The sequence below is a fragment of the Nostoc sp. genome (genome assembly GCF_036917355.1).
Lineage (GTDB): Bacteria > Cyanobacteriota > Cyanobacteriia > Cyanobacteriales > Nostocaceae > Nostoc.
On record NZ_JBALDP010000069.1, the window covers coordinates 42,397 to 67,939 of the forward strand.

At 41.9% G+C, this 25,543-nt stretch carries 25 protein-coding genes; 8 read left to right on the plus strand and 17 right to left on the minus strand.

Annotated features, from left to right (window positions below; all coding sequences use genetic code 11):
• Positions 1-29: 29 nt before the first annotated feature.
• The 12 genes from V7K53_RS22200 to surE form a co-directional block, all read right to left on the minus strand.
• Positions 30-515, minus strand: coding sequence for a hypothetical protein (locus tag V7K53_RS22200; RefSeq protein ID WP_335199714.1), 486 nt, complete (start codon positions 513-515; stop codon positions 30-32).
• A gap of 160 nt (positions 516-675) precedes the next feature.
• The gene (locus tag V7K53_RS22205; protein WP_335199715.1) at positions 676-1,167 is read right to left on the minus strand and encodes a DUF3368 domain-containing protein; all 492 of its coding nucleotides are present in this window, start codon (positions 1,165-1,167) and stop codon (positions 676-678) included.
• 2 nt (positions 1,168-1,169) lie between these two features.
• Positions 1,170-1,424: a UPF0175 family protein gene (locus V7K53_RS22210; protein WP_335199717.1), complete on the minus strand. Its 255-nt coding sequence runs from the start codon at positions 1,422-1,424 to the stop codon at positions 1,170-1,172.
• A gap of 253 nt (positions 1,425-1,677) precedes the next feature.
• Entirely contained in the window at positions 1,678-4,470 is a 2,793-nt protein-coding gene (gene secA / locus V7K53_RS22215; protein ID WP_335199719.1) for a preprotein translocase subunit SecA, read from the minus strand.
• 326 nt (positions 4,471-4,796) lie between these two features.
• Positions 4,797-5,399, minus strand: coding sequence for a cytochrome C (locus V7K53_RS22220; protein WP_335199721.1), 603 nt, complete (start codon positions 5,397-5,399; stop codon positions 4,797-4,799).
• 185 nt (positions 5,400-5,584) lie between these two features.
• Positions 5,585-5,764, minus strand: coding sequence for a hypothetical protein (locus V7K53_RS22225; protein WP_335188080.1), 180 nt, complete (start codon positions 5,762-5,764; stop codon positions 5,585-5,587).
• A gap of 20 nt (positions 5,765-5,784) precedes the next feature.
• A complete protein-coding gene (locus tag V7K53_RS22230; protein WP_335199722.1) occupies positions 5,785-5,910 on the minus strand; it encodes a hypothetical protein in 126 nt (41 codons plus the stop codon).
• A 26-nt stretch (positions 5,911-5,936) separates the two neighbouring features.
• Positions 5,937-6,194 (minus strand): type II toxin-antitoxin system RelN family antitoxin, encoded by a 258-nt coding sequence (locus tag V7K53_RS22235; protein ID WP_335188082.1) that lies wholly within the window; start codon positions 6,192-6,194, stop codon positions 5,937-5,939.
• 274 nt (positions 6,195-6,468) lie between these two features.
• Positions 6,469-7,377 carry an AAA family ATPase gene (locus tag V7K53_RS22240; RefSeq protein WP_335188084.1) on the minus strand — a complete coding sequence of 303 codons (909 nt, stop codon included), beginning with the start codon at positions 7,375-7,377 and terminating at the stop codon, positions 6,469-6,471.
• Between the two features lie 138 nt (positions 7,378-7,515).
• Positions 7,516-8,592, minus strand: a complete 1,077-nt coding sequence (locus tag V7K53_RS22245; protein WP_335199723.1) for a bifunctional riboflavin kinase/FAD synthetase — start codon at positions 8,590-8,592, stop codon at positions 7,516-7,518.
• 132 nt (positions 8,593-8,724) lie between these two features.
• Positions 8,725-9,621 carry an MBL fold metallo-hydrolase gene (locus V7K53_RS22250; protein WP_335199724.1) on the minus strand — a complete coding sequence of 299 codons (897 nt, stop codon included), beginning with the start codon at positions 9,619-9,621 and terminating at the stop codon, positions 8,725-8,727.
• Positions 9,622-9,898: 277 nt separating this feature from the next.
• Positions 9,899-10,705: a 5'/3'-nucleotidase SurE gene (surE, locus tag V7K53_RS22255; protein ID WP_335199820.1), complete on the minus strand. Its 807-nt coding sequence runs from the start codon at positions 10,703-10,705 to the stop codon at positions 9,899-9,901.
• Between the two features lie 347 nt (positions 10,706-11,052).
• On the opposite strand from surE, the gene pheS reads away from it, so the two are divergent.
• The 7 genes from pheS to V7K53_RS22290 all read left to right on the plus strand — a co-directional run bounded on the left by pheS (position 11,053) and on the right by V7K53_RS22290 (position 16,023).
• Positions 11,053-12,045: a phenylalanine--tRNA ligase subunit alpha gene (pheS, locus tag V7K53_RS22260; protein ID WP_012407694.1), complete on the plus strand. Its 993-nt coding sequence runs from the start codon at positions 11,053-11,055 to the stop codon at positions 12,043-12,045.
• A 45-nt stretch (positions 12,046-12,090) separates the two neighbouring features.
• Entirely contained in the window at positions 12,091-12,306 is a 216-nt protein-coding gene (locus V7K53_RS22265) for a hypothetical protein (RefSeq protein ID WP_335199725.1), read from the plus strand.
• A complete protein-coding gene (locus V7K53_RS22270) occupies positions 12,303-12,563 on the plus strand; it encodes a type II toxin-antitoxin system RelE/ParE family toxin (RefSeq protein WP_335199726.1) in 261 nt (86 codons plus the stop codon). The genes V7K53_RS22265 and V7K53_RS22270 overlap by 4 nt, the downstream gene beginning before the upstream one ends.
• Before the next feature lie 266 nt (positions 12,564-12,829).
• A complete protein-coding gene (locus V7K53_RS22275; RefSeq protein ID WP_335199727.1) occupies positions 12,830-13,495 on the plus strand; it encodes a DUF7003 family protein in 666 nt (221 codons plus the stop codon).
• Positions 13,496-14,665: 1,170 nt separating this feature from the next.
• Positions 14,666-15,202 carry a DM9 repeat-containing protein gene (locus V7K53_RS22280; protein ID WP_335199728.1) on the plus strand — a complete coding sequence of 179 codons (537 nt, stop codon included), beginning with the start codon at positions 14,666-14,668 and terminating at the stop codon, positions 15,200-15,202.
• A 267-nt stretch (positions 15,203-15,469) separates the two neighbouring features.
• Positions 15,470-15,763 (plus strand): DUF433 domain-containing protein, encoded by a 294-nt coding sequence (locus V7K53_RS22285; RefSeq protein ID WP_104909407.1) that lies wholly within the window; start codon positions 15,470-15,472, stop codon positions 15,761-15,763.
• 104 nt (positions 15,764-15,867) lie between these two features.
• Positions 15,868-16,023 (plus strand): DUF5615 family PIN-like protein, encoded by a 156-nt coding sequence (locus V7K53_RS22290; RefSeq protein ID WP_335199821.1) that lies wholly within the window; start codon positions 15,868-15,870, stop codon positions 16,021-16,023.
• Positions 16,024-16,194: 171 nt separating this feature from the next.
• On the opposite strand, the gene V7K53_RS22295 is transcribed toward V7K53_RS22290, so the two are convergent.
• The 3 genes from V7K53_RS22295 to V7K53_RS22305 form a co-directional block, all read right to left on the minus strand.
• Entirely contained in the window at positions 16,195-18,081 is a 1,887-nt protein-coding gene (locus V7K53_RS22295; RefSeq protein WP_335199729.1) for a S9 family peptidase, read from the minus strand.
• 489 nt (positions 18,082-18,570) lie between these two features.
• Positions 18,571-20,028 carry a RecQ family ATP-dependent DNA helicase gene (locus V7K53_RS22300; RefSeq protein ID WP_335199730.1) on the minus strand — a complete coding sequence of 486 codons (1,458 nt, stop codon included), beginning with the start codon at positions 20,026-20,028 and terminating at the stop codon, positions 18,571-18,573.
• A 276-nt stretch (positions 20,029-20,304) separates the two neighbouring features.
• Complete coding sequence (locus V7K53_RS22305; protein WP_335199731.1) at positions 20,305-21,048, minus strand: metallophosphoesterase; 744 nt, start codon at positions 21,046-21,048, stop codon at positions 20,305-20,307.
• Positions 21,049-21,456: 408 nt separating this feature from the next.
• Between V7K53_RS22305 and V7K53_RS22310 the strand changes: the two genes are divergently transcribed.
• On the plus strand, positions 21,457-23,913 hold the full coding sequence (locus tag V7K53_RS22310; protein ID WP_335199732.1) for a HEAT repeat domain-containing protein: 2,457 nt from the start codon (positions 21,457-21,459) through the stop codon (positions 23,911-23,913).
• A 146-nt stretch (positions 23,914-24,059) separates the two neighbouring features.
• On the opposite strand, the gene V7K53_RS22315 is transcribed toward V7K53_RS22310, so the two are convergent.
• Positions 24,060-24,740: an ester cyclase gene (locus tag V7K53_RS22315; RefSeq protein ID WP_335199733.1), complete on the minus strand. Its 681-nt coding sequence runs from the start codon at positions 24,738-24,740 to the stop codon at positions 24,060-24,062.
• Positions 24,741-24,926: 186 nt separating this feature from the next.
• Positions 24,927-25,433, minus strand: a complete 507-nt coding sequence (locus V7K53_RS22320) for a GNAT family N-acetyltransferase (RefSeq protein WP_442940507.1) — start codon at positions 25,431-25,433, stop codon at positions 24,927-24,929.
• Positions 25,434-25,543: the final 110 nt, after the last annotated feature.

A 25,543-nucleotide genomic window follows, 5' to 3' on the forward strand; every position in this document is an offset into this window, starting at 1 on the left:
GTAAAACTTTCTGTTTTTAAATCTAGACCTTATTCTGATAGTTCTAAAATTTCACCATTTTCAGAGAGTTCATAACCATCTTTATAGTCGCAAATAATATCATTTATTTTATCCCTAAATTTTTTCTGGCCACCTTTGTTGTCAAATGTATGATAATGCCAACCACAATTAGCATAAGTATGATGGAAACCATCAATAGGCTTAGATATCCAATCATGTAATAATTCGATCGCATCGAAGAAATCGTCTTCACTATAATTTACGCACTTGTCTTGGATCTGCCATAAGTTAGGCTTTCGCAAAGTTCTAAACATTTGAGCTTCAATATCACCTCCTAACTTACCTGCTACTCCTCCCTCGTCTACGCATTCATAACCGAAAGCCTCTTGAAAACAATCGTTTGATTTAAACTCCAAATAGATATCTCGAAATAAGCGACAAAGCATGGGCAAATCGAAGCGAACCGCGTCTGAATTTTTGCCTGTACGTGTAGAATAGTATCGTCGATTAACCATAACTATTTTTTAGATAAATACGTCTAGTACTGATTAAGAAATTAATTATTTGGCAGGGAGCAAATAATGCCTCATATCATAGCTAATAGTTAAAGCTATCGTCTAGTGAAGTGAGCAGTTAAACTGTTTAGTCTACCTCTTATCAGATGAAATAAAGATACTACTCAACTAATTCTCCTGTCTGCTGTAAGACTTGTTTATAGAGTGTAGCATTGACCCAATATTGGGCAATATCAATCATGGCATCAAGTAGTGATTGTACTTGAGGAATAATTTTTCTATTTTTTGCTAACGAGAGAATACCAAGAGTCCCAATTACCTGTAATCCTAAATTTTTAGCTACTTGGCGAGCCTCCCGTTCATCTAACAAAATGTTTAGCTCACCAGTTTCGAGAGCTAAGGAAATGGCTTCTTGCTCCCCATCATCTAGCTCTGGGGGGATGCTGAGTGCTATGTTTGAAACAGGACGAACTTGTAGCCATCCAGAAGCAATTGCTTGCAATATAAATTGTGAACTTAGGAAGCCTGAACCTGTAGTTTCATTGTAGACAGCTTGGGGTATAACAATTGTCCCAAATACTCTCTGTAAAATATCAAGACGATAGATAGCAGCGAAGTTAATCAAAGGCGTAGCGTTGCAAATAACTGTCACAACTACCAAGAACCTGTTTTAATTGACTCAATATCATCTGCTAAATCCATTTCAGTATAATGGCGTGAAATTTTTTGTTGCCCTAAAAGTTGCTGAAATTCCCATACAGATAGATTAGCCAAGCGGCGTGCTTGACCAAAAGTAAAAATATTTTGGTCGTATAACTGCAAGGCAATTTCTTGACGAATAGCCTGCTCACCTTGACTTATGGAATCTGGAGATAATTGCAGGTTAATTGAACTCACAAATTGACTCATATCCAAAAACAGCGTTTTACTTATAGCTTACTCTGCGATCGCTTCACTTAAATCATGAATTCTTTCTGCATTTTCTGAAGCTTTTCTAAAGCTACTTGATGAATATTATGTTGTCGATCGGTTAGCTAGGTATAAAAATTTTGGATCAAAGCAAAATACTTCTGAAAACAAAATATTTTTGAGAGATGCCTTAAAACACAAAGACGCAAAAGCACTCTCTGCACCTCTGCGTCTCTGCGTGATATATTCCCTACTACACCATCTCAGACGAAGCCTGTGCCATCTGCTGCGGCTGCGGCTGGAACATGAACAACGAGTAAACCACATCTCGGCGAATGTTAACCATCATATCCAAGAAGAGTTCGTAACCCTCGCTCTTGTATTCAATCAGCGGGTCTTTTTGCCCATAACCACGTAATCCCACTGATTCGCGCAAGGCATCCATTTGTTGCAGGTGTTCCCGCCACAATGTATCAATGCGTTGCAAGATAAAGAAGCGTTCAGCTTGGCGCATCAGTCCGGGTTGAACTTGGTCAATTTGCGCTTCTTTGAGGTCGTAAGCAATTCGTACCTGTTCGTGGAGGAAGGCTTTAATCTCACTGACTGTGATATCTTCTAGTTGACTCGCTTGTAAATCCGCTAGCAAATAGACAAATTCTTTGACTTTCTCAACCAACTTTTCTAACTCCCACTCTTCCGAGGGCAAGTCTACGTTGATGTAGTAGTCAACGATGTCATCCATCGTTTTTTCAGCGTATTTAATCACCTGTTCTTTCAAATCTTGCCCTTCTAGGACTCGTCTGCGTTCGGCGTAAATAGCACGACGTTGATTATTCATCACCTCGTCATACTCAAACACCTGCTTCCGAATGTCGTAGTAGTAAGTTTCAACTTTTTTCTGTGCGCCTTCCAAACTGCGGGTAAGCATCCCAGATTCGATGGGCATATCTTCTTCCACTTGGAAGGCATTCATTAACCCAGCAACGCGATCGCCACCAAAAATCCGTAGTAGGTTATCCTCTAAACTGAGGAAGAATCTTGTGGTTCCAGGGTCGCCTTGTCTTCCTGCACGTCCGCGTAACTGGTTATCAATCCGCCGTGATTCGTGGCGTTCTGTACCAATTACGTGCAAACCACCAATTCCCACTACTTCATCATGTTCGCGGGTAGTAAATTGTTCGTATTCCTGCTTGACGCAGTTGTATGCTTCCCGCAATTTCTGAATTACAGGGTCATCAATGGGAGCTTTTTCTGCCGCCACAGCTACCTTGTCTTCTGCTTCCAATTCCGGTAAACTGCGATCGCCATACTCACGCACTGCAATTTCTACTGCATCTTTGAGTAGTTTCTCGGTTTCTTTTGTTAACTGAGTCGGGAAAATTTCTGGTGAAGCTCGCCAAGTTTTGACTTTCTTACCAGGGACAAAGCCTTGACCACCACCATGTCCTGTAGGCAATCCGGCTGCTCTTTGCACGCCAAAGGCATCTTCATCTTCTGGCATGACGATCCGGGGCATAAAGTATTCCCGCAGCTTTAGACGCGCCATATATTCGGAGTTACCACCCAGAATGATGTCTGTACCTCTACCAGCCATATTAGTAGCAATAGTAACAGCACCTTTGCGTCCAGCTTGGGCGACAATTTCCGCCTCACGTTCGACGTTTTCAGGACGGGCGTTAAGTAATTCGTGAGGAATTGTCAATTCCTTCAGCAGCCTACTCAGAAGTTCAGATTTTTCTACACTAGTGGTTCCTACTAATACAGGTCTACCGAGTTCGTGCATTTCGGCACATTCTCTAGCGATCGCTCCCCACTTACCTGCTTCTGTCTTAAAGACCATATCAGACAAATCTTCACGTCTGCGATCGCGGTTGGTGGGAATTACCGCAACTTCGAGTTTGTAAATTTTTTCAAATTCTGGTTCTTCGGTTTTTGCTGTTCCAGTCATTCCACCGAGTTTTGGATACAGCAAGAACATATTTTGGTAAGTAATTGTCGCGAGAGTTTGAGTTTCTGGCTGAATCTCTACGTGTTCTTTCGCTTCAATTGCCTGGTGTAATCCATCACTCCAACGCCGTCCGGCTAGCACCCGACCAGTAAATTCATCCACAATTACTACTTCACCATTGCGGACGATGTAATTTACATCCTTGAGGAAAAGTTCCTTGGCTTTAATAGCATTGAAAATGAAGTGTGCCCAAGGATCTTCTGGGTCAAATAAATCTGTGACTCCTAAAAGATTTTCCGATTCCGCAAACCCTTCATCTGTCAATAGAACGTTGCGAGCTTTTTCATCTACATCGTAATGCTCGTCTTTTTTGAGTGTGAATGCTATTTCAGCGGCTTGCAGATATTTTTCTGTAGGTCTTTCCACCTGCCCAGAAATAATCAGTGGTGTCCGCGCCTCATCAACTAAAATCGAGTCCACCTCGTCAATTACGCAATAATTAAATGGGCGTTGTACCACATCTGCCATTGATGTCGCCATGTTATCCCGCAGATAGTCGAAGCCGACCTCACTGTTGGTAACATAAGTGATATCGCAGTCGTAGTTTTTCTGGCGTTCACTAGGAGTCATGCTTGACTGAATTAGCCCCACACTCAGCCCCAAGAAGCGATGCACCTGTCCCATCCATTCAGCGTCCCGACGAGCTAGGTAATCGTTTACGGTAATGACGTGTACACCTTTACCAGTAAGGGCATTTAAGTAACTTGGCAAGGTAGCGACTAGTGTTTTACCTTCACCAGTTTTCATCTCGGCAATTTGCCCCACGTGCAAAATGATACCGCCAAGGAGTTGGACATCAAAATGCCGCAAGCCTAATACTCGCCGTGCTGCTTCCCGGACAACCGCGTAAGCTTCTGGCAATATGTCATCTAGGGTTTCGCCTTTAGCGAGCCGTTGTTTAAATTCGACGGTTTTACCTTTTAACTCATCATCGGAAAGAACCTTAATTTCTTCCTCTAAAAGGTTAATTTCAGTAACAGAAGGTTGGTATTTTTTAAGCTTACGAGCGTTGGGGTCGCCCAACAAAAGTTTTAGCATGGCAGGTTATAGAACTGAATCAAAGGGGATGGGAATTAAAGGGTTGGCATTGATTATAAACATTTAACCCAGCCCAAACGTCTTGGTCGTGGATGGGTGTGAAATGAGAATTACCTCAAAAACAGGATAAAAACTAGCCAATCATTTAATAAACTGATTGGTTTGAACTCTTATCTTATATTTACTCTTTCTTCATAGTATCATTTTGCCCCCAGATGAGAGAGCAGGGGGGTAGCACTTCGGCTCATTTCGGCTACGCTCAATGACCAACGCTCAGTTACCGAGGAGCAGGGGGGAACTTTCTCAGGATCTTTCCCCTCTGCCCCCTATCTCCTCTGCCCCTCTGCCTCTTGTGATGTCAGGCGGCGGAAATTGTAATCATTAGCACTAGGATGACAGCTGACACAGCTGCCAACCTGGACGGGACGTGGTAACTCAACTCCTGGATGCAAAGCTTTGAAATAACGCGAGTTGTTGACGCGATATGGTGTTTCTTCATCGTCTAGCTGCACGCGGGAGAAAGTCGAAAGATATTTCCACACCAAGATGCGTTGCGGATCGACTAAAGGCTGGAGTTGTGCGCCGTAGTGCTGCGAGTCTTGCAGAATATTTTTCCAAGTTTGGGTAGGTAAAACTGCTGGTGGTATGGCAATGTGACATCTAGAACAGCTTTCTAAATACAGTTCTTGCCCCAGTTGGTATTGTGCAGGTACTACATCAACAGTGCCAATTTCAGCGGGAGGAGTCGCACTTTGGGCGTTAGTTGCCAAGGCTAGAAGCCAGCCCATAGCTAAACTCCACGTTACAATTACCAGAAGTAAACCGAAAAATTGGCGTTTAAATTCACGTTCGGCGCTTGGCTGTAGTGGTTGGCGTTGGCGTAGCCCGCCGTAGGCATCGCGGATTTTGCGCTTAACAAAAATTGACATTCCTCACATTCCCAAATATTTAAAAGTGGCGCTTGTGCTAATCATAAGACTTACGCAGTATTGGCAGTGTTTCAAATTTTGTGTAAGTAGTTTTGTCAAGCAACACATTTTTCATATCGACAACAGTAATATAAATATTTATTCAGCGCACTACTGACTATGCAAGGAAAAATGTTCTAGTAGTTTTAACCTGACTCACTAGAAAAATCAGCCACAACATCTCGGATTTCATTTGCAGCAATATCTTCTCGGTCAGATTTGAAATAAATAGTTAGTAGCAAAATATTTGTAGGTGACTCAACTTGATAAATTAATCGGTATCCAGCACTCTTACCTTTTTGGATACTACTGTTACGGATTCTCACCTTATAAACAATATATTGCTTTACCAATGTCCGCGAGCGATCGCCGACAAAACTCCCTTGTTGTAATTGCTCAATAATCGGTTGAACATCAGAGCGAATATTGCGAAATCTTTTTGATAGTCTGTAAAGTTATTGCTCAAACTCATCGGAAAATCGAATTAAAATTGCATTATCACTCTGCATCAATCCTGTCCCACAGCTCGCTAATTGATCTAGTTTGACCAGCTTTTGCTTGCTGTAAGGCTCTCCTCAAACTAGCTTTAATCTCCTCAACGGGTGTATCATCAGGGTCAACCTCTTCTGCTTCTGCTTGTTCTGGAACTAACACAATCACCCGAACCTGATGAGGATAAGTGTTTCCCTGAATCGGCTCATCTAGAACTAGATTCCCTTGAGAATCAATCCTGCCGGTAACTTCGATCGCTTTCATTTATTGTCTACCTGATTTTGTAGGAGATCCTAACACGCCCAAATTCCGGCAGGTTCAGGAAACTTAAGTTCAGTCAAGTCTGAATATTATGAGGTATTTACTAAAATGGTGATGAGAGGAAATTTACTTGATAGTTTGGATGAATTGATACGCAATGTGCAAACTGACGCAGAAGGAACCGGAGTAAAAGCGTAAAAAAATATTTTCCCCAGCAAGAAATAGAGTTATCGCCACCTCGGATAGCTGTTTTTTAGCTTGTCGAAGTCACGTTACCTTAAGGAATAGAAACCGATCGCAATAATCGCTCAACAACAGTTCTTGAATTGCGTCCTCCTCTAGGAATAAGGCGATGGCACAGAACATAAGGGACAAGAAATTTCACATCATCGGGAATGGCATAATCACGCCCTAATAGAAAAGCTAAAGCTTGGGCAGCCCGTTGTAATGCTAATGTACCACGTGGACTTACACCAAGGGCGATTTCCTCATCTTGACGTGTTGCCCGCACTAATTCGAGAATGTATTGTTGCAAGGAAGTTGCTACTTTTACTTGAGAGCAGAGGTAACGCAATTTCTGTACTTCTTCCAAGGTAATACAAGGCTGTAAATCAGCAACTTTGATACCATTTTGAAGATTTTGCAGCATCAGGAGTTCTTCTGCCTCAGAAGGATAGCCCAAACTCAGCGACAACATAAACCGATCCATTTGCGCTTCTGGCAGGGGAAAAGTACCTTGATACTCAATAGGGTTTTGAGTGGCAATGACAAAAAAGGGCTGGGGAACTGCACGAGAGACACCATCAACTGTTACCTGATGTTCCTCCATAACTTCCAGTAAAGCTGACTGAGTGCGGGGTGTGGCGCGGTTAATTTCGTCAGCTAATAGCACATTGGTAAAGACTGGCCCAGGTAGAAAAGTAAATTCGCCGCTTTTTGGGTTCCAGATGTTGGTGCCAGTAATATCAGTTGGCAGTAAATCGGGAGTGCATTGTAACCGTTGAAACTTGCCATCCAGCGAACGAGCTAAGGATTTAGCAAGCAAGGTTTTACCAACACCAGGGACATCTTCTAGGAGAGCATGACCACCACCTAGCAATGCTACTAGCACTAAACGTATTGCCTCAGCTTTGCCAACGATGGTAAGAGCTAGATTTTGTGTTAAAGCGTCGATTTTTTCTCTCATGCGTTGTAGGGAATGGGGAATAGGGAGTGGGGAGCGAGGAATGGGGCGAATGAGGGAAGAGTTCTCACAATGCCCTATGCCCAATTTCCCTAAATACATTGTTCCCACTCACAACTCCTAACTCCTAACTCCTAACTTTTAACTTTGCACTCCAGCACTCAAAACTTCTCTAGCAATAACGCAGTCAAGTTGAATTTGTGTTTTCAGGGCTTCGAGAGAAGGAAATTTTTGTTCGGGGCGCAAAAATTTAACTAGCTGCACGACCAGTTTTTTGCCATACAAATCACCTGACCAATCGAATAAATGTACTTCCGCAGATGAATAAGTACCGTTTACAGTTGGACGATTACCGATATTCATGACACCCAGGTTCTCACTAGGAGCGGTATCTGTTGTTTCATCGAGAGTGAAAACACGGACAGCGTAGACTCCTTGGCAAGGCAAAAACTTTTCTTTTGGTAATTGGAGGTTGGCGGTGGGAAAGCCAATTGTTCTGCCCAATTGTTGACCTTGAACGACATCACCAAGGAGGGTGTAAGGGCGTCCTAGTAATAGATTTGCGTTTTCGATATCTCCCTGCTCAAGGGTTTGGCGGATCAATGAAGTGCTAATGCGGGCATCCTGAGTTGGAGTAGTACTGGCGCAACTACTTTGGGTGAGCGAATCACCTGTATAAGTTTGTAAGGGAACGATAGTAACGGGAATATTGTGCTTGGCGGCGAGTAATTGCAAATCTTGAGCAGTACCACTGCGCTTTTCGCCAAAACAAAAATCCTGCCCGATGCTAATTCGTTGGCATCGCAGTTGTTGCACGAGAATTTTTTCGACAAATTCTTCGGGGGTCAACGCAGACAATTCTTTGTCAAAGGGTAGTAGTACTAATTGTTCTACCCCAAGCGATCGCAATTGTTGGACTTTTTCATCCAGTGGCGTTAACAAAGTCCGGGGTTGCCCTGTAAAGAACTCTTGTGGATGGGGGTCAAAGGTGACAACTGTTGAATAGGTATATTCTTGATTTGTCAGTTGATTTCTCTTTGAGTGCGGACTACTAGTTCCTGACAAGTGACCACCAGTGTGCAAGACTGGTTGAATTACCCTTTGATGACCAAGATGAACGCCATCAAACTTGCCAAGGGCAACAGCAGTCGGCGTTAGTAGCCCTTTGCTCGAAAAAGCAACCCGCACAGAACACCCATTTTTAGACAAATTTAGCACGTGGATTCTGAGATTTTAGGTTTATTTTAGCTCTCAGCAGGAAGCTACCCTATGGTAAACCGCCTTCAGGAGCGCTGAAAGCCTCCGATCACCAATCTAATCTAAAATCTCCAATTCCTCCGATCGCAATATTTAAGTAGAAAACTTGCTAACAGGAAAAGATTCTGATAAGACAACTGAGGTCGGAACCTGAAGTACCAATCCTTCCCGTGCCATAATAGCCCCAGGAAATTTTTCAGCGGCTTCTTTGCCGACACGATCCAAAAAGTCGTCGTCGTGCGCTGGATCGTGGTGGTAAATCACCAGAGTTTTGACGTTAGCAGCTTGTGCCACTTTTACCGCTTCTTGCCAAGTAGAATGTCCCCAGCCAATTTTCGGGGATTTTGGCGAGTGGTATTCTTCGTCTGTGTAGGTAGAATCGTAAACCAGAATGTCAGCATTACGAGCTAGCCACAACACATTGTCATCGAGTCGATCGGGAAAATGTTCGGTATCAGTGATGTAAGTAGCTGCACCACCACGCCAGTTAACGCGGTATCCGACAGCTTCACCTGGATGGTTTAAAGGTGCTGTTTCTACGATTAGGTCATCGATATGGATTGGTTGCCCCGGTCGAACATCGTAGAAATTTAAATTGGCTTGCATAATTTGCAAGGGTACGGGGAAGTTCGGGTGCAACATTTGATCGTTGAGGCGCTGTTCTATGGTAGAACCATCAGGTGCGATCGCGCCGTAAATATGAAAGTCATTCCCCTTCACAAACCCTGGCGTAAAGAAGGGAAAACCTTGCATGTGATCCCAATGAGAGTGGGTAAAAAATATGTGAGCTTCTAACGGCATTTGGCGCAACAGAGATTGCCCCAAAACATGTAGTCCCGTGCCAGCATCGAAAACTAAGCGTTTATCGCCCGCTTGCATTGATATGCAAGGGGTATTACCGCCGTAACGAACAGTGTTTGGCCCTGGGCTGGGGATGCTGCCGCGAACGCCCCAAAATTGTACGGTAAATTGATTCTCTATCCTAGACATGGGTGTTGCTTGCTGGACTGAGCGGGCGATAAATGAAAGAATTGTTACTTATTTTGTCTAAGTTTATGCTGTCCCTCCGATTTTGCTAAAGGGAGGATTTCTTGGTAAAACAGCATATCCTGTTTCTGGCTGATTGTGTAAATGTGAATGAAATACGTCAGTGAGAATTTCCCAGGTTTTGGGGTGAATGTGTATCGGTTATTTCAAGAGTGCCCCTACGTTATAGCCTACATTTTTCCGTGATGCATTTGAATAACCACATTTTTGTCCTGATAAATCAAATGATTCCAGGAAAATTGAATTCCCACTCCGATAATTTCTCTAATCCAGTTGCGTAGGTAAGATTGTATTGTAACGGAGTAATACTGATGTAGTTTTTACGTACAATTTCCACATCTGTAGGTACATTTTGAGGCAGATTTAATCCGCTTGGGGGTTCCATATCCTCAATTACCTCTCCGGTTAACCAGTAGTACGTTTTTCCACGAGGATCGACTCGTTTATTAAACACATCAGTGTAATGCCGTAGGCCTTGACGAGTGAGAGCAACTCCGGCAATTTCTTCCCATTTGACCGCAGGAATATTGACGTTGAGCAACATTAAATCTGGCAGCGGTTTTTGGGCTAACTGGTCTACAAGAACTGTGGCAAACTTAGCAGCAGCTTGAAAGTCTTTAGATGTGTGACTCATCAGACTCAGCGCTACACTGGGAATCCCTTCTATTAAACCTTCCATTGCCGCAGAAACAGTGCCAGAATAGAGAATTTCAGTTCCCAAATTCGCACCTTGATTAATACCAGAGAGAACTAAATCTGGGGGAGTTTCCAGCAAAGCCCATAGCGCCAATTTGACGCAATCTGAAGGCGTACCATCGCAAGCCCAAGCTTTGACAGCAGGATGAAAAATCCCTTCAACAATTTCGGCGCGAATCGGTTGGTGTAAAGTTAACCCATGTCCAGTTGCCGATCGCTCTCGATCTGGGCAAACTACACTCACATCATGACCAGCCTCTGCCAAGTAGTTGGCTAGGGTACGAATCCCCAAGGCAGAAATGCCATCATCGTTGCTAATTAGTAATTTCATGGTCATTAGTCATTGGTCATTAGTCATTGGTCATTTAGTTATTAGTTATTTGTTATTAGCCATTTGTCAATGTCTGAGGTCACAAGCAGCAAAAAAATATTTATACTCACTAGACAGTGTGGCGAAATTTTGCCTACCTTTAAGACAAGTTGCTCATTGTTAAGTGAGATGTTAACTGGATTTACCCGCCCGCTGTACTAGCCCAATCATCTCTAACTGATAAACAGAGGTTTGGTTTCAACCCTCACCTTTAGCTGATGTTAATGGTATGGCTGTAAGTTTATTTATCGACCGCTTCATAGCTTTTGAATATAGACTAATGACTAATGACCAATGACTAATAACTAATGACTAGCAATTTAGAAGCTCAACTTTTAGCACTGCGGCAAGAAGGAGAAAAAGCGATCGCAGCCGCTGACACCTTAGAACGTCTGGAGGAACTCAGAGTTAACTATCTGGGTAAGAAAGGGGAACTGGGGGCGCTGTTGCGAAGTATGGGGCAGATGAGCGCAGAGGAGCGACCAAAAATTGGAGCGATCGCCAATACAGTCAAAGAATCCCTGCAAACTAGTCTAGACCAGCAACGCGTCGCCCTGGAAGCTGCACAAATTCAGGTACAGCTAGAGGCGGAAACTCTGGATGTAACTATGCCGGGAATTTATAGCCCCCAAGGTCGCATTCATCCCCTCAATGGAATTATTGACCGGGCACTAGATATCTTTGTTGGTATGGGCTACACCGTAGCTCAAGGACCAGAGATGGAAACAGATTACTATAATTTCGAGGCTCTCAACACCCCGCCAGATCACCCCGCCCGTGATATGCAGGATACCTTCTATCTGCCAGATGGGAATCTTTTACGTACTCATACCTCGTCAGTGCAAATTCGTTACATGGAAAGAGAAGAACCACCCATTCGGGTTGTGGCTCCAGGGCGAGTTTATCGGCGAGATAACGTAGACGCGACTCACTCAGCAGTTTTCCATCAAATAGAACTTTTAGCCATTGATGAGGGACTAACTTTTACAGACCTCAAGGGCACAATTAAAGTATTTTTACAAGCAATATTTGGCGATTTACCTATTCGCTTCCGCGCCAGTTATTTCCCGTTTACTGAACCTTCTGCTGAAGTGGATTTGCAGTGGAATGGGCGCTGGCTGGAGGTGATGGGCTGCGGGATGGTCGATCCAAATGTACTTAAGTCTGTGGGTTACGATCCAGAAGTTTATACTGGGTTTGCTGCCGGTTTTGGTGTAGAACGTTTTGCAATGGTGTTACACCAAATCGATGATATTCGTCGATTGTATGCTAGTGATTTGAGATTTTTGCAACAATTTTAGGACTTATGTAATGGTTATGTACTGCAAGCAAGGTAACAATAAACAATGACCTCAGTTTCCAGGTTAGATCAAGTTCTAGAAAACATCGAAAACTTATCAGTAGATGAACAAGAAACATTAATTGATCTGATAAGTCATAGGTTGGCAGAACGGCGGCGTTCTGAAATTGCTGCTAATATCGCTCAAGCACAAGTAGACTACCAGACGGGTAAAGTGTTCCGTGGTACAGTTACTCAAATAATGGATGAGTTACGCAAGTGATAACTGTAGTTCTGGCATCATCGTTTAAACGAGCATTTAAGCGATTGGTACGACGACAGCCAGAATTACAAGAGCGGATTGGAGAGCGGTTAGCACTACTAACCGCCGATCCATTTGATCCATTGTTGCAGACTCATAAACTTAAAGGCAAACTGTCTGGAGCTTGGGCGTGTTCAGTGGACTATGATTGTCGCATTGTCTTTAACTTCGTGCGTGCAAAATATAGAATCTGGGGAAGAGGAAATTTTGCTAATTGATATCGGCACTCATGACGAAGTGTACTGAGTTTTAAATGCTGTTCTAGTATTTTCCTACTGACAAATTTTGGATTTAGGATTGAATAATTCAATGACTGCGATCGCTTCTACTATTTTCCCAGAATTACAGCTAACCGCAGAGCAAGTACTCAACGCTGGAGAAAGCAATACTTAAGCTTTGTGAAATCAAATAATTATGAGGACTAACTTCACATTTACTTTTGCTAAAATCCCATTGAATTTGATGCTTTGTTTTTAGGTGCTGTATGGTAACTTACACCGTTGATGAAATCCTAAAGTGTTTAGATAAAGCTCATGGAAATCTTGATTTTCCAGGTTTCAATAAAATCAACATTCACATGGTATCTGCTCGACTGACAGGCTTTTGCAGTGATACTCACTGGGTTATTGTATTCGAGCAACTCGAAAATTGGTATGGTCTTGCTGGCATCCAACCTGTATTAGCAATCTCTGCTTTCAGTAACCGTTCAGAATTAAAAAATGGACTGGTTGAGACTTTATTCCCAGTAGCAATTGAGAACGAAAACGACTGGGAGCATACAAATACTTTACATTTGATAATTCGTGGCGAAGCTTTGATCTTAAATACCCAATTAATTGAACGACATCATCGCTGGAATTTTGGTTTCGATCTTCTGGTTCACCTACTACCTGAGTACCGTAGTAAAATGTTAGCTACTGAAAATGAGCTACAGTTAATTGCATCAAATGATTTATTACAAGTCATTCAACTAGATAATTGGCATCATCCAGATGTTTTTGGATGGAATTATCAAGCGGATAGGCATTTTCAACCGAGCGATGCTAAGTCAATGCAAATGATTGCTAATGTTCTTGTTACGGGCGATCAAAACCTTTACAAGCCGTGTGAAGATCCAAATGTTGATTGGCGAAAATGGATGAAATCTTAACAAACAGCTACATGGGTTACATATTCCAACATCTTTTAGCTTTAGTGTTTACTGGATTAAAAAATGAAGGTGGTCGGTGAATTACACTAACCATCCTTTTGAGACTTTATTTAACTATTCCTGAATGACCTTAAATATCTCCCAAAGGTTCAAATCTACCACCTAAGTATTTGGCGAGAAACTCTTCTGCGATCGCGCTTCTACTATTTTCCCAGTTGGGCTGGTTATAAGACAATACAGTTCAGTTAAGACTAAAACTCTTTGTCAAAGTCAATTTTTTTAACGTAGACGCATTCACGTAGCGTCTGTCTGCGACACGCTGCGCGAACGTAGAGAAGCGGCTTGCCGCAGGCTACCACAGAGGCGCAGAGAAGCCAGTGCGCCCTTGCGGTTCCCCTTGGGAGAAGCAACTGGCGCGGCACTAAGAGAAGAAAGAAATGCTTAACTCAACTATGTTGGGTTATAAGAGGAGGTTTTAAAAGTCAGAGTGAGCTAAAAATTATGCAAGCTGTCGAACCATGATTCGTATCATGGTTGCTGTTTCCACGAATTGGCTATCAATATATAAAACTCATATTTGATTTCTGAAAAAACTCAGTACACCTTAGAAACCCTTCTTTCCTGTTCCCTGTTCCCTGACTACGTAGATCGTTTAAAAGATCAAACCGGATTCCTATAGGAATCAAAATGTTAACTTTTTATAGTTAAGAGTTATTAAATTAATTTGACGAACAAAACAAAAAATAGTTTGATAAGTTAATAAGAGTTTCTCTTGCTAGGCTTAAGATGATGTTCGTCCATAAGTAGCAATGGAACAGAAAATCACACTAAGCCCAATATTGTCTAAAATAAAAGTAAGTTATTGTCTTATAAACGAACTACAGAACTAGAGCAAACGTATCTTATTAATAAAGGTCATTGCATTATATTTAGCGATAAATTTATCAATAGCTGACCTTTATTGATAATTCAGATATTGATATATAGCATAGCGTGAAGCCGAAAATACTATTGATATTTTCTGGCTAATTATAGATATATTTACGCTGGCTATAACCTGGATTTTTGCGTTTATTAGTGCTTTAACTTTCCTTAGCCATTTTTCATCAAAACATCTTAGGAATCAAGAAAAATTACACCTCTCACGAATAGTTTAGTGAGGATAAAAGCATGAAAACTAACTTTACAAAAGTAAGTTCGCTGAACTTCAGTCGTATCGCTACACTCCTAGCAGTTGGAATAGCAGTTTCTATAGGAGTACCTGCATTAGCTGCTGTTTCAAGGACTACGGTGAAACCCAATACTACTTCTAGTAGTTATATTAGAGGTGGCACTGAGGATAATGGTAGAAACATATTGTATGTTTGCTCTGCCATTGTTGATGGGGAGTATACGCCTGGAAAATACTATCCACCGAATGGAAGATGCTACGTTTCGTGGGGAGGTAAAGAATATTATCCCTCCTCTAGAATTTACCTATACAAAGCAAATAGCTGGACATGGGGAAATTTTCCAGGGTACACTGTTGGCAATAATCCGGTAGGCGGCACTGAAAATAATGGTAAGAATAAATTATATTTTTGCCGAGCCAAGGTTGATGGAGAGTATACACCTGGAAAATATTATCCACCAAATAAAACCTGCTACATTCCCTGGGGTGGACGAGAATACCAATTTAAGAACTTCCAGATTCTCTTTGCAAACTAAACTGGTTATTGGCAACTTTTGGTAAAGATGGAGAGAAAGAATTTTTCTCACCGACTTAACTTATTGGCGGTGGTTAGTGTCATTCACTAACCACCATGCGTGAGACTTTATTTAACTATTCCTGAATGACCGGGGATATCTGCCAAAGGTTTAAATCTTCCACCTAAGTATTTGGCGAGAAACTCTTCAGCGATCGCACCAGCCTTCTGCTAACCAAAACTATTGGTAAACTAGAGGCAACGCCAGTTCTGCTGAGTGATTTGTTCTATGTTCGCTGAAACCTCCTCACGCTACGTTACCCGTAACCCTGAAATTTTGAGTGGAGAGCCAATTATTATAGGTACTCGGACATCTGTTCGTGCCATTGTCGGTTTGTGGCGATTGGGGATTATGCCAGAAGAAATCCTGAACCATTTGCCACATCTGACGCTGGCACAAGTGTTTGATGCCTTGAGTTTTTATCTCGATCATCAAACCGAAATTAATGAATATATTGAGCGAAACCGAGTACCCGATGAATTAATACACCCATCTGTAAAAGCTATATTGGGCACATCGTGACGATTTTTGCTGCACTTTACAGTGATGAGGATATGTCAGCTTTGGTTGCTAGATTGTTGCGTAAACGCAAAGCGGTTTGTCGCTAGACATCGCGCGGTCTGGATATCACAACTGTTGCTGAACAAGCAACCCTCGGCAAAACTGACCGCGAGCAACTTGAATTTGCAACTTCTGTAGGCAGATGTATTCTGACACATAACCGTGTCGATTTTGAGCGGTTACATCTCCAGTATATAAATGAGAATAAAGAACATTTTTGAATTATCGTTGTGCCTCAGAAAAATGCTTATGAAGTCGCGCAACGGATTGGCATTCTGGTCAGCACACTAACGGCTGATGAAATTAGGAATCAGTTGTTGTATGGATAAATTCTTCCAAATTAAAAATATTCAGGTGGTCAGTGAATTACACTAACCACCATGCGTGAGACTTTATTTAACTATTCCTGAATGACCGGGAATATCTGCCAAAGGTTCAAATCTACCATCTAAGTATTTGGCGAGAAACTCTTCTGCGATCGCAAAAAAGTGCAACCGATTTTCTGGTCTGGCAAAACCATGTCCTTCATCTGTATAAAGTGCATATTGCACAGGTAAACCAGCTTGCTGCATTGCGTTGACAATTTGATCGCTTTCTGATTGTTTCACTCGCGGATCGTTTGCGCCTTGACCGATGAGTAAAGGTTTTTGAATTCGGTCAGCAAAAAATAAAGGCGATCGCGATTTCAGAAACTCCTCTTCTGTCTCTAAATTACCAACGCGATGATAAAGCATTGCCTTCAATGGTTCCCAATAAGGCGGTATAGTTTCTATCAGCGTAATTAGGTTACTTGGTCCAACAATATCCACGCCAGCCGCAAATATTTCTGGTGTAAAAGTTAATCCTACTAGAGTGGCGTAACCTCCATAAGAACCGCCCATAATCGCAATCTTTTGCGGATCGGAAATACCTTGTTCCACCAGCCAGTTAAAACTATCAATTAAATCATCGTGCATTTTGCCAGCCCATTCCCGATTCCCAGCATTCAAAAATGCTTTACCGTAGCCAGTAGAACCGCGAAAGTTGACTTGCAGCACGGCATAACCTCGGTTAGCTAGCCATTGCGTTGTGGGAGAGAAACCCCAAGTATCCCGCGCCCAAGGACCGCCGTGAACCAGTAGTACTGTTGGGAGATTCTGCGTAGGTATTCCTACAGGGGTTGTCAGGTAACTGTGAATAGTTAAGCCATCCCGCGCTTCGTAAGAAATCGGTTGCATTGAAGCTAACTGCAACGTTTCGAGTTTGGGTTGGTTACTAAAGAGGAAAGTGCTAGTTTTGGACTCTCGGTTGTAGGCATAGTAATAAACTGGGCCATCGTCAGTTCTATAAGCTACTAACCAAGTTTTATCTTCCAAATCGCGGCTAATTATGGAGAATTCTCCAGGACGCACCTTAGCGATTTCGTCAAAATCAGTGGTGATACTGCGATCAATTACCTGCCATTCCTGTTTATCTTTGTAGAAAGAAACTGCTTGGATAACTCGCGTCAATGGGTGAATAATTATCCCCACGACATCATACTGCTCATCTTCAGCAATGACAGTTTCTTGACGGCTATCTAAGTCAACAGCTAGCAGACGTTTGGCATTAGCATCGTGATTGCCTTGAATATAAAGGGTTTTACCATCATCTGAGAAGCTAACAGAATTCCCTTCTTCTTCCGCTCCCCAGTGGCGAAGAATTTCCCACTGTTTATCTGGTTTCTGTAACAACAAATCGTAACCACCATCGGGTGTGCTAGCTGTAGCTGCACGTATTTGAAAATCAGCGTCAGATGTCCAGCTGATAATATTACCGGGGTTATCGGTGTCGAACTCAACTGCACCATTTTTAAGGTTGATGCGGTAAACGTCAAACTTTTGAGGATTGTTCAAGTTCAACGCTACCAGCACTTGATCTGGAAATTTCGGTTCCAGTTCCACAAGTTCTGCTTTTACACCCTGGAATGGCGTTAAGTCACGCACAATCTTGGAGTGAATATTAACCAAGTGGAGGTGAAAGTTCTCGTCGCCATCTGAGTCTTGCATATAAATCAACTGGTCGGCGTTATAAGTCCAGAAGAAAATGCGGATACCGCGCTTTTTATCGGCAGTTAGTATCTGGTCGTCTTCTTGTCCTATAGTTCGCAACCATACCTGCAAGACATTTTTTTCATCAGGGGCGATATATGCCAAGTACTTGCCATCAGGGGAGAGTTGTGGGCTAGTTTTTTCGGGATTCCCAAACAGAATTTCGCGCGGAATCAACGGTGGTAGGGAGGGGGCTTGAGCAGATGACATCTTTTTATCCTCTACTTAACTACCTTATTGTCACTTGGTGGTGAAAATGACAATTCATCCTATTGGATGAACCTCATTGGAGAACAAGGGATAAGGTATTGATCTCCTGAACAAGTCTTTGATACTCATAAACGAGGCTTTTAGCTCCGTTCATCCACCTTTTATACTCGTGAACGAGGCTTTTAGCTCCGTTCATCCACCTTTTATACTCGTGAACGAGGCTTTTAGCTCCGTTCATCCACCTTTTATACTCATGAACGAGGCTTTTAGCTCCGTTCATCCACCTTTTATACTTGTGAACGAGTCTTTTAGCTCCGTTTATCCATCTTTGATACTCGTGAACGAGTCTTTTAGCTCCGTTCATCCACCTTTTATACTCGTGAACGGGGCTTTGATACTCATTGACCAGAAATAAAAAGGTACAGAGCAGGTAAATTTATTTATGAGGTTCAAAATTTTTGACTTTTGACACTTCGACTCTGCTCAGTGTTAATTTTTAAGGGGCTGACGGCAATTGTCGCAATGTCCGCAACGCAGGTTAGCTGCTTCTTTGTCAAAACCAAAGGCATTTAACAAAAACTGCCAACGACACTGCTTAGTTGTTAGGTATTGCTGCATCTGTTTAGCAGCGTGTAATTGCGTCGGTGGCTGATTTCCGGCTTTTTGCCCAATGCTGTAATGGAAAGGATCGAGCCAGTTTAGCTGACCGTTGCTATGGAGTAAAGCTAGTGCCGTTGCACCTTCGGGAAATTGTCGAGTTACTGCATTCACTTCTCCCTGTTTTGGTAATTTTTTCACAAGTTGCTGCGCTATTTGTTGTTGCGATCGCATTTGTTCTTGAAAAAACTCCTGTCTTTGCTTATCCCCTGAATCTAACCACCCCGTAGGTTCACTCACCAACGTTAACGCTTCGGCGGGTTTCCCATCCCTTCCAGCGCGGCCAATTTCTTGCACATATTCAGATAGCAGATGCGGCGCGTGAAAATGTGCTACCCAGCGAACGTCGCTTTTATTTATCCCCATACCAAACGCACAGGTACACACAACAAAGGGGATTTTGCCACTTAACCAGCTTGCTTCTACTTCACGGCGTTCTGTTGCACCCAATCCTGCATGATAACTAGCTGTAGCGTAACCCATCTCTGCTAACCATTGGGCTAAATCTTCACTATCTCTCCGAGTGCGAACATAAACTAATCCCGATTGTTGCGGTCTATTTTGAATAAACTTTAATAATTGTTGTTTCCTACCTCGTGGTGTCCAAGCGATGCGAACGCTGGGATGTAAGTTCGGACGGTAAGGATTCAAGCGAAAAATCTCTGGTTGCTGTAATTGTAAAACTGTTTGAATAATTTTTTGGGCTGAGGGGTCAGCAGTCGCGGTAAAAGCGGCGATGCTAATTTTTGTTCCTGGTGGTTTTGATTTGAGCAATGCCGGACGCACTGCCCCTAATCTGCGATAAGCTGGGCGAAAACTATCACCCCACTGCACCAAACAATGAGCTTCATCTAAAATCAAACCATTAATTTGCAATTGCGGGTGGCATAATCTTTCCCACACTGGGACACTTAGCAAAGTTTCGGGCGATAAATAAAGTAATCTTAGCTGTTGGCGTTCTAAAGCTTGCAGAGTTGCACGGCGTTGAGATGAAGATAATTCACTATGTAAAAGTGCTGCTTTTTGGTGGCTTTGTAGTAATTCCTGAACTTGGTTTTCCATTAACGCCACCAAAGGCGAAACTACCAAAGTTAATCCTGTTTGTAGCAATGCGGGAAGTTGAAAACAAATCGACTTACCGCCACCTGTGGGCATAATAATCAGCGCATCTTTCTGTGCCAATAAACTGCTGACAATTTCTCCCTGTGGTGGACGGAAATCTTCATAACCCCAGATTTTTTTAAAAGCAGTGCGGACTTCTTGCCAAGATTTTGTTGTAGGCTGATTCATAATCAATAACTAGATGCACCCATATCATTAGACTTCTTGCAGAAGAGGGGAAAAGGGTAAGGGGTAAAGGGTAAAGGTATGGAATTTTCCCTTACCCTTTAACCTTTTCCCTTTAACCTTTCCCCAACATCTTGCAAAAGTAACTAACTTTTGCAAGATGTCTATTGAATGCTGAATATAGCCTTTGTTATCCAGCTAATGGTTCAGTAATTTCATCATCTTAACTAAACTGTATTGAGGTAGAAAGCGGGTTCCTCCTGGCTCCTGAACTGTTTATTAAATCTCTACTGATAATCCTGGATTGAAATAATTATTTGGTTCATCTGGATAACCACGCGGATTACAAATAACGCGAGTCAAACCGATTTGATAATCTAATTGATTGTGAATGTGGCCATGAATCCATAATAATGCTCCAGACTCCTCAACTAAAGTATCAAGATTTGAAGCATAAGCAGCACTTAAAATATCTTCTTGATATTGAAAAGGTATAGACTTTGCACTAGGAGCATGATGACTGATAATTACATTTTTCCCAGACAAGCCAGATAATGTATTTTTTAACCAATTAACTGATTTTTTACAAATTAGAGCTGTGTCAATAGTTCTTAACTTTGAGTATTGAGGACTTAATCTAATTCTCTTGTAATCGTTCATGACTTGACTAGCTTCTACACCTGCCATACGTGGCTCACCAAACAGTTTAAAATCAGTCCATAAAGTACAACCTAAAAAATTTACACCCTCAATGGTAACTAAATCATTCTCTAGAACATGAACATTAGTTCCTAATGAATAATCTTTCAGCTTCTCAACAAGCCTTGGATAAGCACTTCCATAGTATTCATGATTACCTAATACATATATCACTGGTTTATTGGGAATGTTTTGAATTGCCCATTTAATTCCTCTTTCTCTTAAATCAATATCTCCAGCTAAAACAACAATATCTGCATTTATATCAGGAGTGTTAAAGGGTTTAAATTCAAGGTGCAAATCACTTAATATGTGAATTTTCATGCTAATTCCATAAGTGAATAATTACTCATTCAGCAGACTCCTCAGCAATTAGACGGTAAACCGCAATTGTATTTTGTAATTGCTACCCATAACCATCGATATTTACTTTCCTCGTACCAAGGTGTTTCGTCAAGGTGTTGTTAGGCACAAACAAAAGATGCTCATGGACTTTATCGACGTTATGGATTTAAAAATTTGACAGAACCAGAGAAAATTACGATGCGTTTAAATCCCAATGCTAACCAAGCTTGAGCAAAGCGGGGGTAAACCAGTGCGTATGCGTAGCCCGCACTTCGACAAGCTCAGTGACCATCGTAGACATCGCTAACCCACATTGACAGTTAGATTACAATCTTAGGTATAGTTTCTCTGACTGGAGTTGTTCATCGGGTGATTCAATCCGATTCAATGACAAAGCATACCAGACAAGTATTACTTAGTGCGCTCAAAGTAGTTGTCTTATGCCTGACACTGTTCCTACTATGCACAAGCAATAGTTGGGCGCAAATCACTACTGACAGCAAAATTGCTCCCCTGATTGAGAAGCTGATAGATAACGATGCCCACATCAGAAGCCTTGCAGCAGATGCATTAGTTAATATCGGTTCGGCAGCAGTGCCATCTCTGATTGAAGCTTTGAAAAATCAGGATATTAATCTTCGTTGGCACGCCGCTTCGGTTTTAGGAGATTTGGGTGCAGAAGCAGCACCAGCCGTTTCTGCTTTAAGTGCGGCATTACAGGATGAAGATGGACAAGTCCGCCTGTACGCCACTTTAGCTTTAGGAAATATTGGTACAGCAGCCAAAGCAGCAGTTCCATCGTTGATGGCGGCATTACAAGATAAGGAGCAATTCGTTCGCATTTATGTTCCTTCTGCACTCAGAAAAATTGGTGTAGAAGCGAAAGTAGCTGTCCCAGTATTAACTGCTGCCTTAAAAGATAAGAACCCCACTGTACGTTACAATTCTGCCTACGCTTTGGGTGCAATGGGTACAGAAGCAGTATCTTCTGTCCCGAATTTAATTGCCCTGTTGAATGATAGCCAGTTTTATGTGCGTTTAGGTGCTATCAAAGGTTTAGGAGGAATAGCGGCAGGCTTTCAAGACAAAGCAAATGCTTTACCTACCTCCAAGTTGCAGAAAGTCATCTCAGACTTTGAAGAGGTATTGGCAACTATACAAAAATACAAAGATAAATTCACAGAGACGGACATTAGGCTGATACGTCGCCCTCTCAATGCCCTGAAAGCAGAAAAAGAAACTCGCCTCTTTGATAGAGTTCTAGAATCGCTATTTAAGCATAAATTACTCTTGGGAATTGCCGCTTACCTTATCTTATTGCCTTCTATTTGGTTAATTCTCTTGCGGATAGCCCCTTTATGGTTGTTGAAAATTAACAACGCCCTCAAACCTTACACAGATTTTTCTCTCCCATTTATCAGTGTTAATGTACCTCTGCGATATGTGCTATTTGTTGGCTGGTTTCATTACCATCCCAGAGTATTAGATGCGTGGGTAGCTAAATATATCAAAGCAGCCCGCGAACAATTTCCCAAAAAGGATACAGTTAGCAGTCGCGCCTGTTACATTCCCATTCCCGTTGTTCTGGATGGTACAACAGTTCCCCAACTGATGAATGAGAATTTGCGCTCAACTTTTGAGAAACAACGTAGCTGCCTAGTAATTGGTGGGGAAGGAGGTGTAGGTAAAACCAGTTTAGCGTGTCGAATCGCTGGGTGGGCAATGGCTGAGGATGAAGACCAACAACTCTGCAAACATTTGATGTTACCTGTGCTTTTAGAAGAAGAATTTCGGGTAACTGAAGGTAAGTCGCCGCTTTTAGAAGCTATCAGAGGACAGTTGCAAGCTTTAATAGATGAACCAGAGCCGATTTGTCAAGAATTACTGTTACGTTTGTTAAGAAAGAAACGCATTCTAGTAATTGTAGACCGGTTCTCAGAAATGAATGCCACTACACGAGAAGCAATTGAGCCGGAGTCGCCAGAGTTTCCGGTGAATGCGTTAGCGATCACTTCCCGAATTGAGGAAAAGCTGGGGCGGGTTAATAAGACGATAATTAAACCCTTGCGGATTGAGGCGAATAAACTATCGTCCTTTATGGAAGCTTATCTCATGCAGCGAGGTAAACGCGATCGCTTTACCGATCAAGAATTTTTTGACGCTTGCAACCGCCTATCTCTCATGGTCGGTCAAAATAATATCACTGTCTTGCTAGCTAAACTTTATGCTGAACAGTTAATTGCCAGTAAAGACGTTACATCTAATATTTCTGCGTTACCAGAGAATATTCCTAATTTGATGCTGGGTTATATCAATGAACTCAATCGTGATGTTACAGACAATCAATTTGATGACCGCACTGTTCATCAAATTGCCAAAACCATAGCCTGGGAATGCTTGCAGCAAAGTTATCAACCAGGAACCGCCAAGCGTGCAGATGCGGTTGCTGCATTAGCAGCTTTGGGTATTGATGACCCCGAAGCACACCTCAATTATCTGGAAAAGCGCCTGCACCTGATTCAAACTATCGGTTCTGCCAAAGACAGAATCCGTTTTTGTCTCGATCCTTTAGCTGAGTATCTTGCAGGTTGGTATTTAATCGAATTGTATGGCAATAACGATGGCAAATGGCGATCGCATTTTTTCAAAAAGGCAGACGATTTAGTTAAAACAGGCGCACCAGATGCCATCAAAGGCTTGTTGTTGGCAGTGCGAGATTGCTACTTATCTGAGGTTCAAGGTAGCAAAGAAACGGACTTTGTACCCCAAAAGTCGGGTAAACTGGCTGGATTTACACCTTCACTCAATACACCAGCTACTACTGTGCAAACACCAATACCATAAACGACATTTTTCAATTTATTAAAATTTCTTCGCATTCCCTTCTATTGCAGACTTTCGATGATTATAATCACACAATCGGCACTCACTGCTGTTTGCTAAGAGCGCCGATGAGCGTGCTATTCGACAGACTTATAACTCAATCAAAATTAGTGATTATTCTGATTTTGAGAACGGAAAGGACAACCACCTGCCGTTAATTTCTGAAGAAAGATATTATTATCAAAATAATGCTCTAAAGACTCAATCTTCAAATCATCAGTGACGCGAGCAATACTAACTCCGACAATTTCGATTGTTTCACCTGTGGGTGCATAGTCCTTATAGGAACCATTAAATGTTCCCCAATGTCGCCACTTAAAGGTAACATTAGGCGGCCCCGAAAGGACTTCTGTTAATTCCCAAAGGAAGCCATTAGGAAAGGCTGTATGAAAAACTTGAAATGAAGATTCAAAGGTTTCTGTTTCAGAGTCATATTGCTCAGTTTTACCCAAAAACAGGTTATAAGTACCTTCATCTGCAACATCCTGAGCAGTGAATTGTTGTCCGCCATTGGTACTCATCTTAAACTTATCAGCAACAATCGAAAGCCACTGTTGAGGATTAGATTTATTAGAAGCTTCCATCTCAAAAGTGCGGACTAAGTTTTGAGCGATCGCTTCTAAAGAACCTTCTGGATGTTGAAATTTACTCTCTTGATGAAGAAATTCATTGGTGTATGAATAATCCGGGCGTTTTCCTTCTCGCCACTGTACTTCTTCATCATGAGCAATGACTATATCTCTATCTTGTACCCAGAGTGGCAATTCTGTAGTTTTTTCGCTACTCATACAAGCTGACTGATTATAAACATCGTTTCTCAGAATAAAGTTTTATGCTTATCAAGTAAATCAAAAAATCCAAAAAATTAAACAATATTCATAATTAAATCAATATTGCACAAATGCGAACACAAGCAACCACAGATCCATATTGAGCTAGAAACTTAACAACTACAAGGCAAAAAATTGCTGTACTTAAATCAAATCTAATTGCATTGCATTCCCTTCAGAAAAACCAAGGCTGGAGTAAACTGGTTTACCTAATGGCGAGGCGTTAAGAACTACTCGCGTACAACCGATCGCTTTTAAATATTCAATTGCTCTATTAGTTAGCGATTTGGCAATTCCTTTTCTGCGATAAGACTCTTCGACATAAACGCCCCAAATATATCCAAATTTGCGGTATTCATCTTTTAAAATATTCGGGTATAAACCTGCAAACAGTTGACAACTTACAGAACCCACAATTGTATTATCCATCTCTGCAATAAAAGCCTGATAAAATAAATTTCGACGTGCTTCTTCTATAAATTGGAGGGTAATATTCTGCCACTCCAGAAGAATATTACTCTCATCAACTCCAATATCTAGCCACATTTGGTAAAAGTGTTTTACAATCAGTGAATCTTCTTTGGTGGTGGCTTCTCTGATAGTTATATGTTTTTCTGTTAGCATAATTTCTAACAAATTTTTGGAACTCACAAATAACACCAATTTGAAAAAAGAATGCGACAGATACATACGGACATACCTTTGTTCTGTCTGGCTTTCTTAATTTTTTAATTTTTAATTTTTAATTTTTAATTGATATA

Bases quoted from the DNA above. Each gene is read 5' to 3' on its own strand.
- V7K53_RS22200 (WP_335199714.1), bottom strand. From the start codon at position 515: ATGGTTAATCGACGATACTATTCTACACGTACAGGCAAAAATTCAGAC.
- V7K53_RS22210 (WP_335199717.1), bottom strand. From the start codon at position 1,424: ATGAGTCAATTTGTGAGTTCAATTAACCTGCAATTATCTCCAGATTCC.
- secA (WP_335199719.1), bottom strand. From the start codon at position 4,470: ATGCTAAAACTTTTGTTGGGCGACCCCAACGCTCGTAAGCTTAAAAAA.
- V7K53_RS22220 (WP_335199721.1), bottom strand. From the start codon at position 5,399: ATGTCAATTTTTGTTAAGCGCAAAATCCGCGATGCCTACGGCGGGCTA.
- V7K53_RS22230 (WP_335199722.1), bottom strand. From the start codon at position 5,910: ATGAGTTTGAGCAATAACTTTACAGACTATCAAAAAGATTTCGCAATA.
- V7K53_RS22235 (WP_335188082.1), bottom strand. From the start codon at position 6,194: ATGAAAGCGATCGAAGTTACCGGCAGGATTGATTCTCAAGGGAATCTA.
- V7K53_RS22240 (WP_335188084.1), bottom strand. From the start codon at position 7,377: ATGAGAGAAAAAATCGACGCTTTAACACAAAATCTAGCTCTTACCATC.
- V7K53_RS22250 (WP_335199724.1), bottom strand. From the start codon at position 9,621: ATGTCTAGGATAGAGAATCAATTTACCGTACAATTTTGGGGCGTTCGC.
- surE (WP_335199820.1), bottom strand. From the start codon at position 10,705: ATGAAATTACTAATTAGCAACGATGATGGCATTTCTGCCTTGGGGATT.
- pheS (WP_012407694.1), top strand. From the start codon at position 11,053: ATGACTAGCAATTTAGAAGCTCAACTTTTAGCACTGCGGCAAGAAGGA.
- V7K53_RS22265 (WP_335199725.1), top strand. From the start codon at position 12,091: ATGACCTCAGTTTCCAGGTTAGATCAAGTTCTAGAAAACATCGAAAAC.
- V7K53_RS22275 (WP_335199727.1), top strand. From the start codon at position 12,830: ATGGTAACTTACACCGTTGATGAAATCCTAAAGTGTTTAGATAAAGCT.
- V7K53_RS22280 (WP_335199728.1), top strand. From the start codon at position 14,666: ATGAAAACTAACTTTACAAAAGTAAGTTCGCTGAACTTCAGTCGTATC.
- V7K53_RS22285 (WP_104909407.1), top strand. From the start codon at position 15,470: ATGTTCGCTGAAACCTCCTCACGCTACGTTACCCGTAACCCTGAAATT.
- V7K53_RS22295 (WP_335199729.1), bottom strand. From the start codon at position 18,081: ATGTCATCTGCTCAAGCCCCCTCCCTACCACCGTTGATTCCGCGCGAA.
- V7K53_RS22300 (WP_335199730.1), bottom strand. From the start codon at position 20,028: ATGAATCAGCCTACAACAAAATCTTGGCAAGAAGTCCGCACTGCTTTT.
- V7K53_RS22305 (WP_335199731.1), bottom strand. From the start codon at position 21,048: ATGAAAATTCACATATTAAGTGATTTGCACCTTGAATTTAAACCCTTT.
- V7K53_RS22310 (WP_335199732.1), top strand. From the start codon at position 21,457: ATGACAAAGCATACCAGACAAGTATTACTTAGTGCGCTCAAAGTAGTT.
- V7K53_RS22315 (WP_335199733.1), bottom strand. From the start codon at position 24,740: ATGAGTAGCGAAAAAACTACAGAATTGCCACTCTGGGTACAAGATAGA.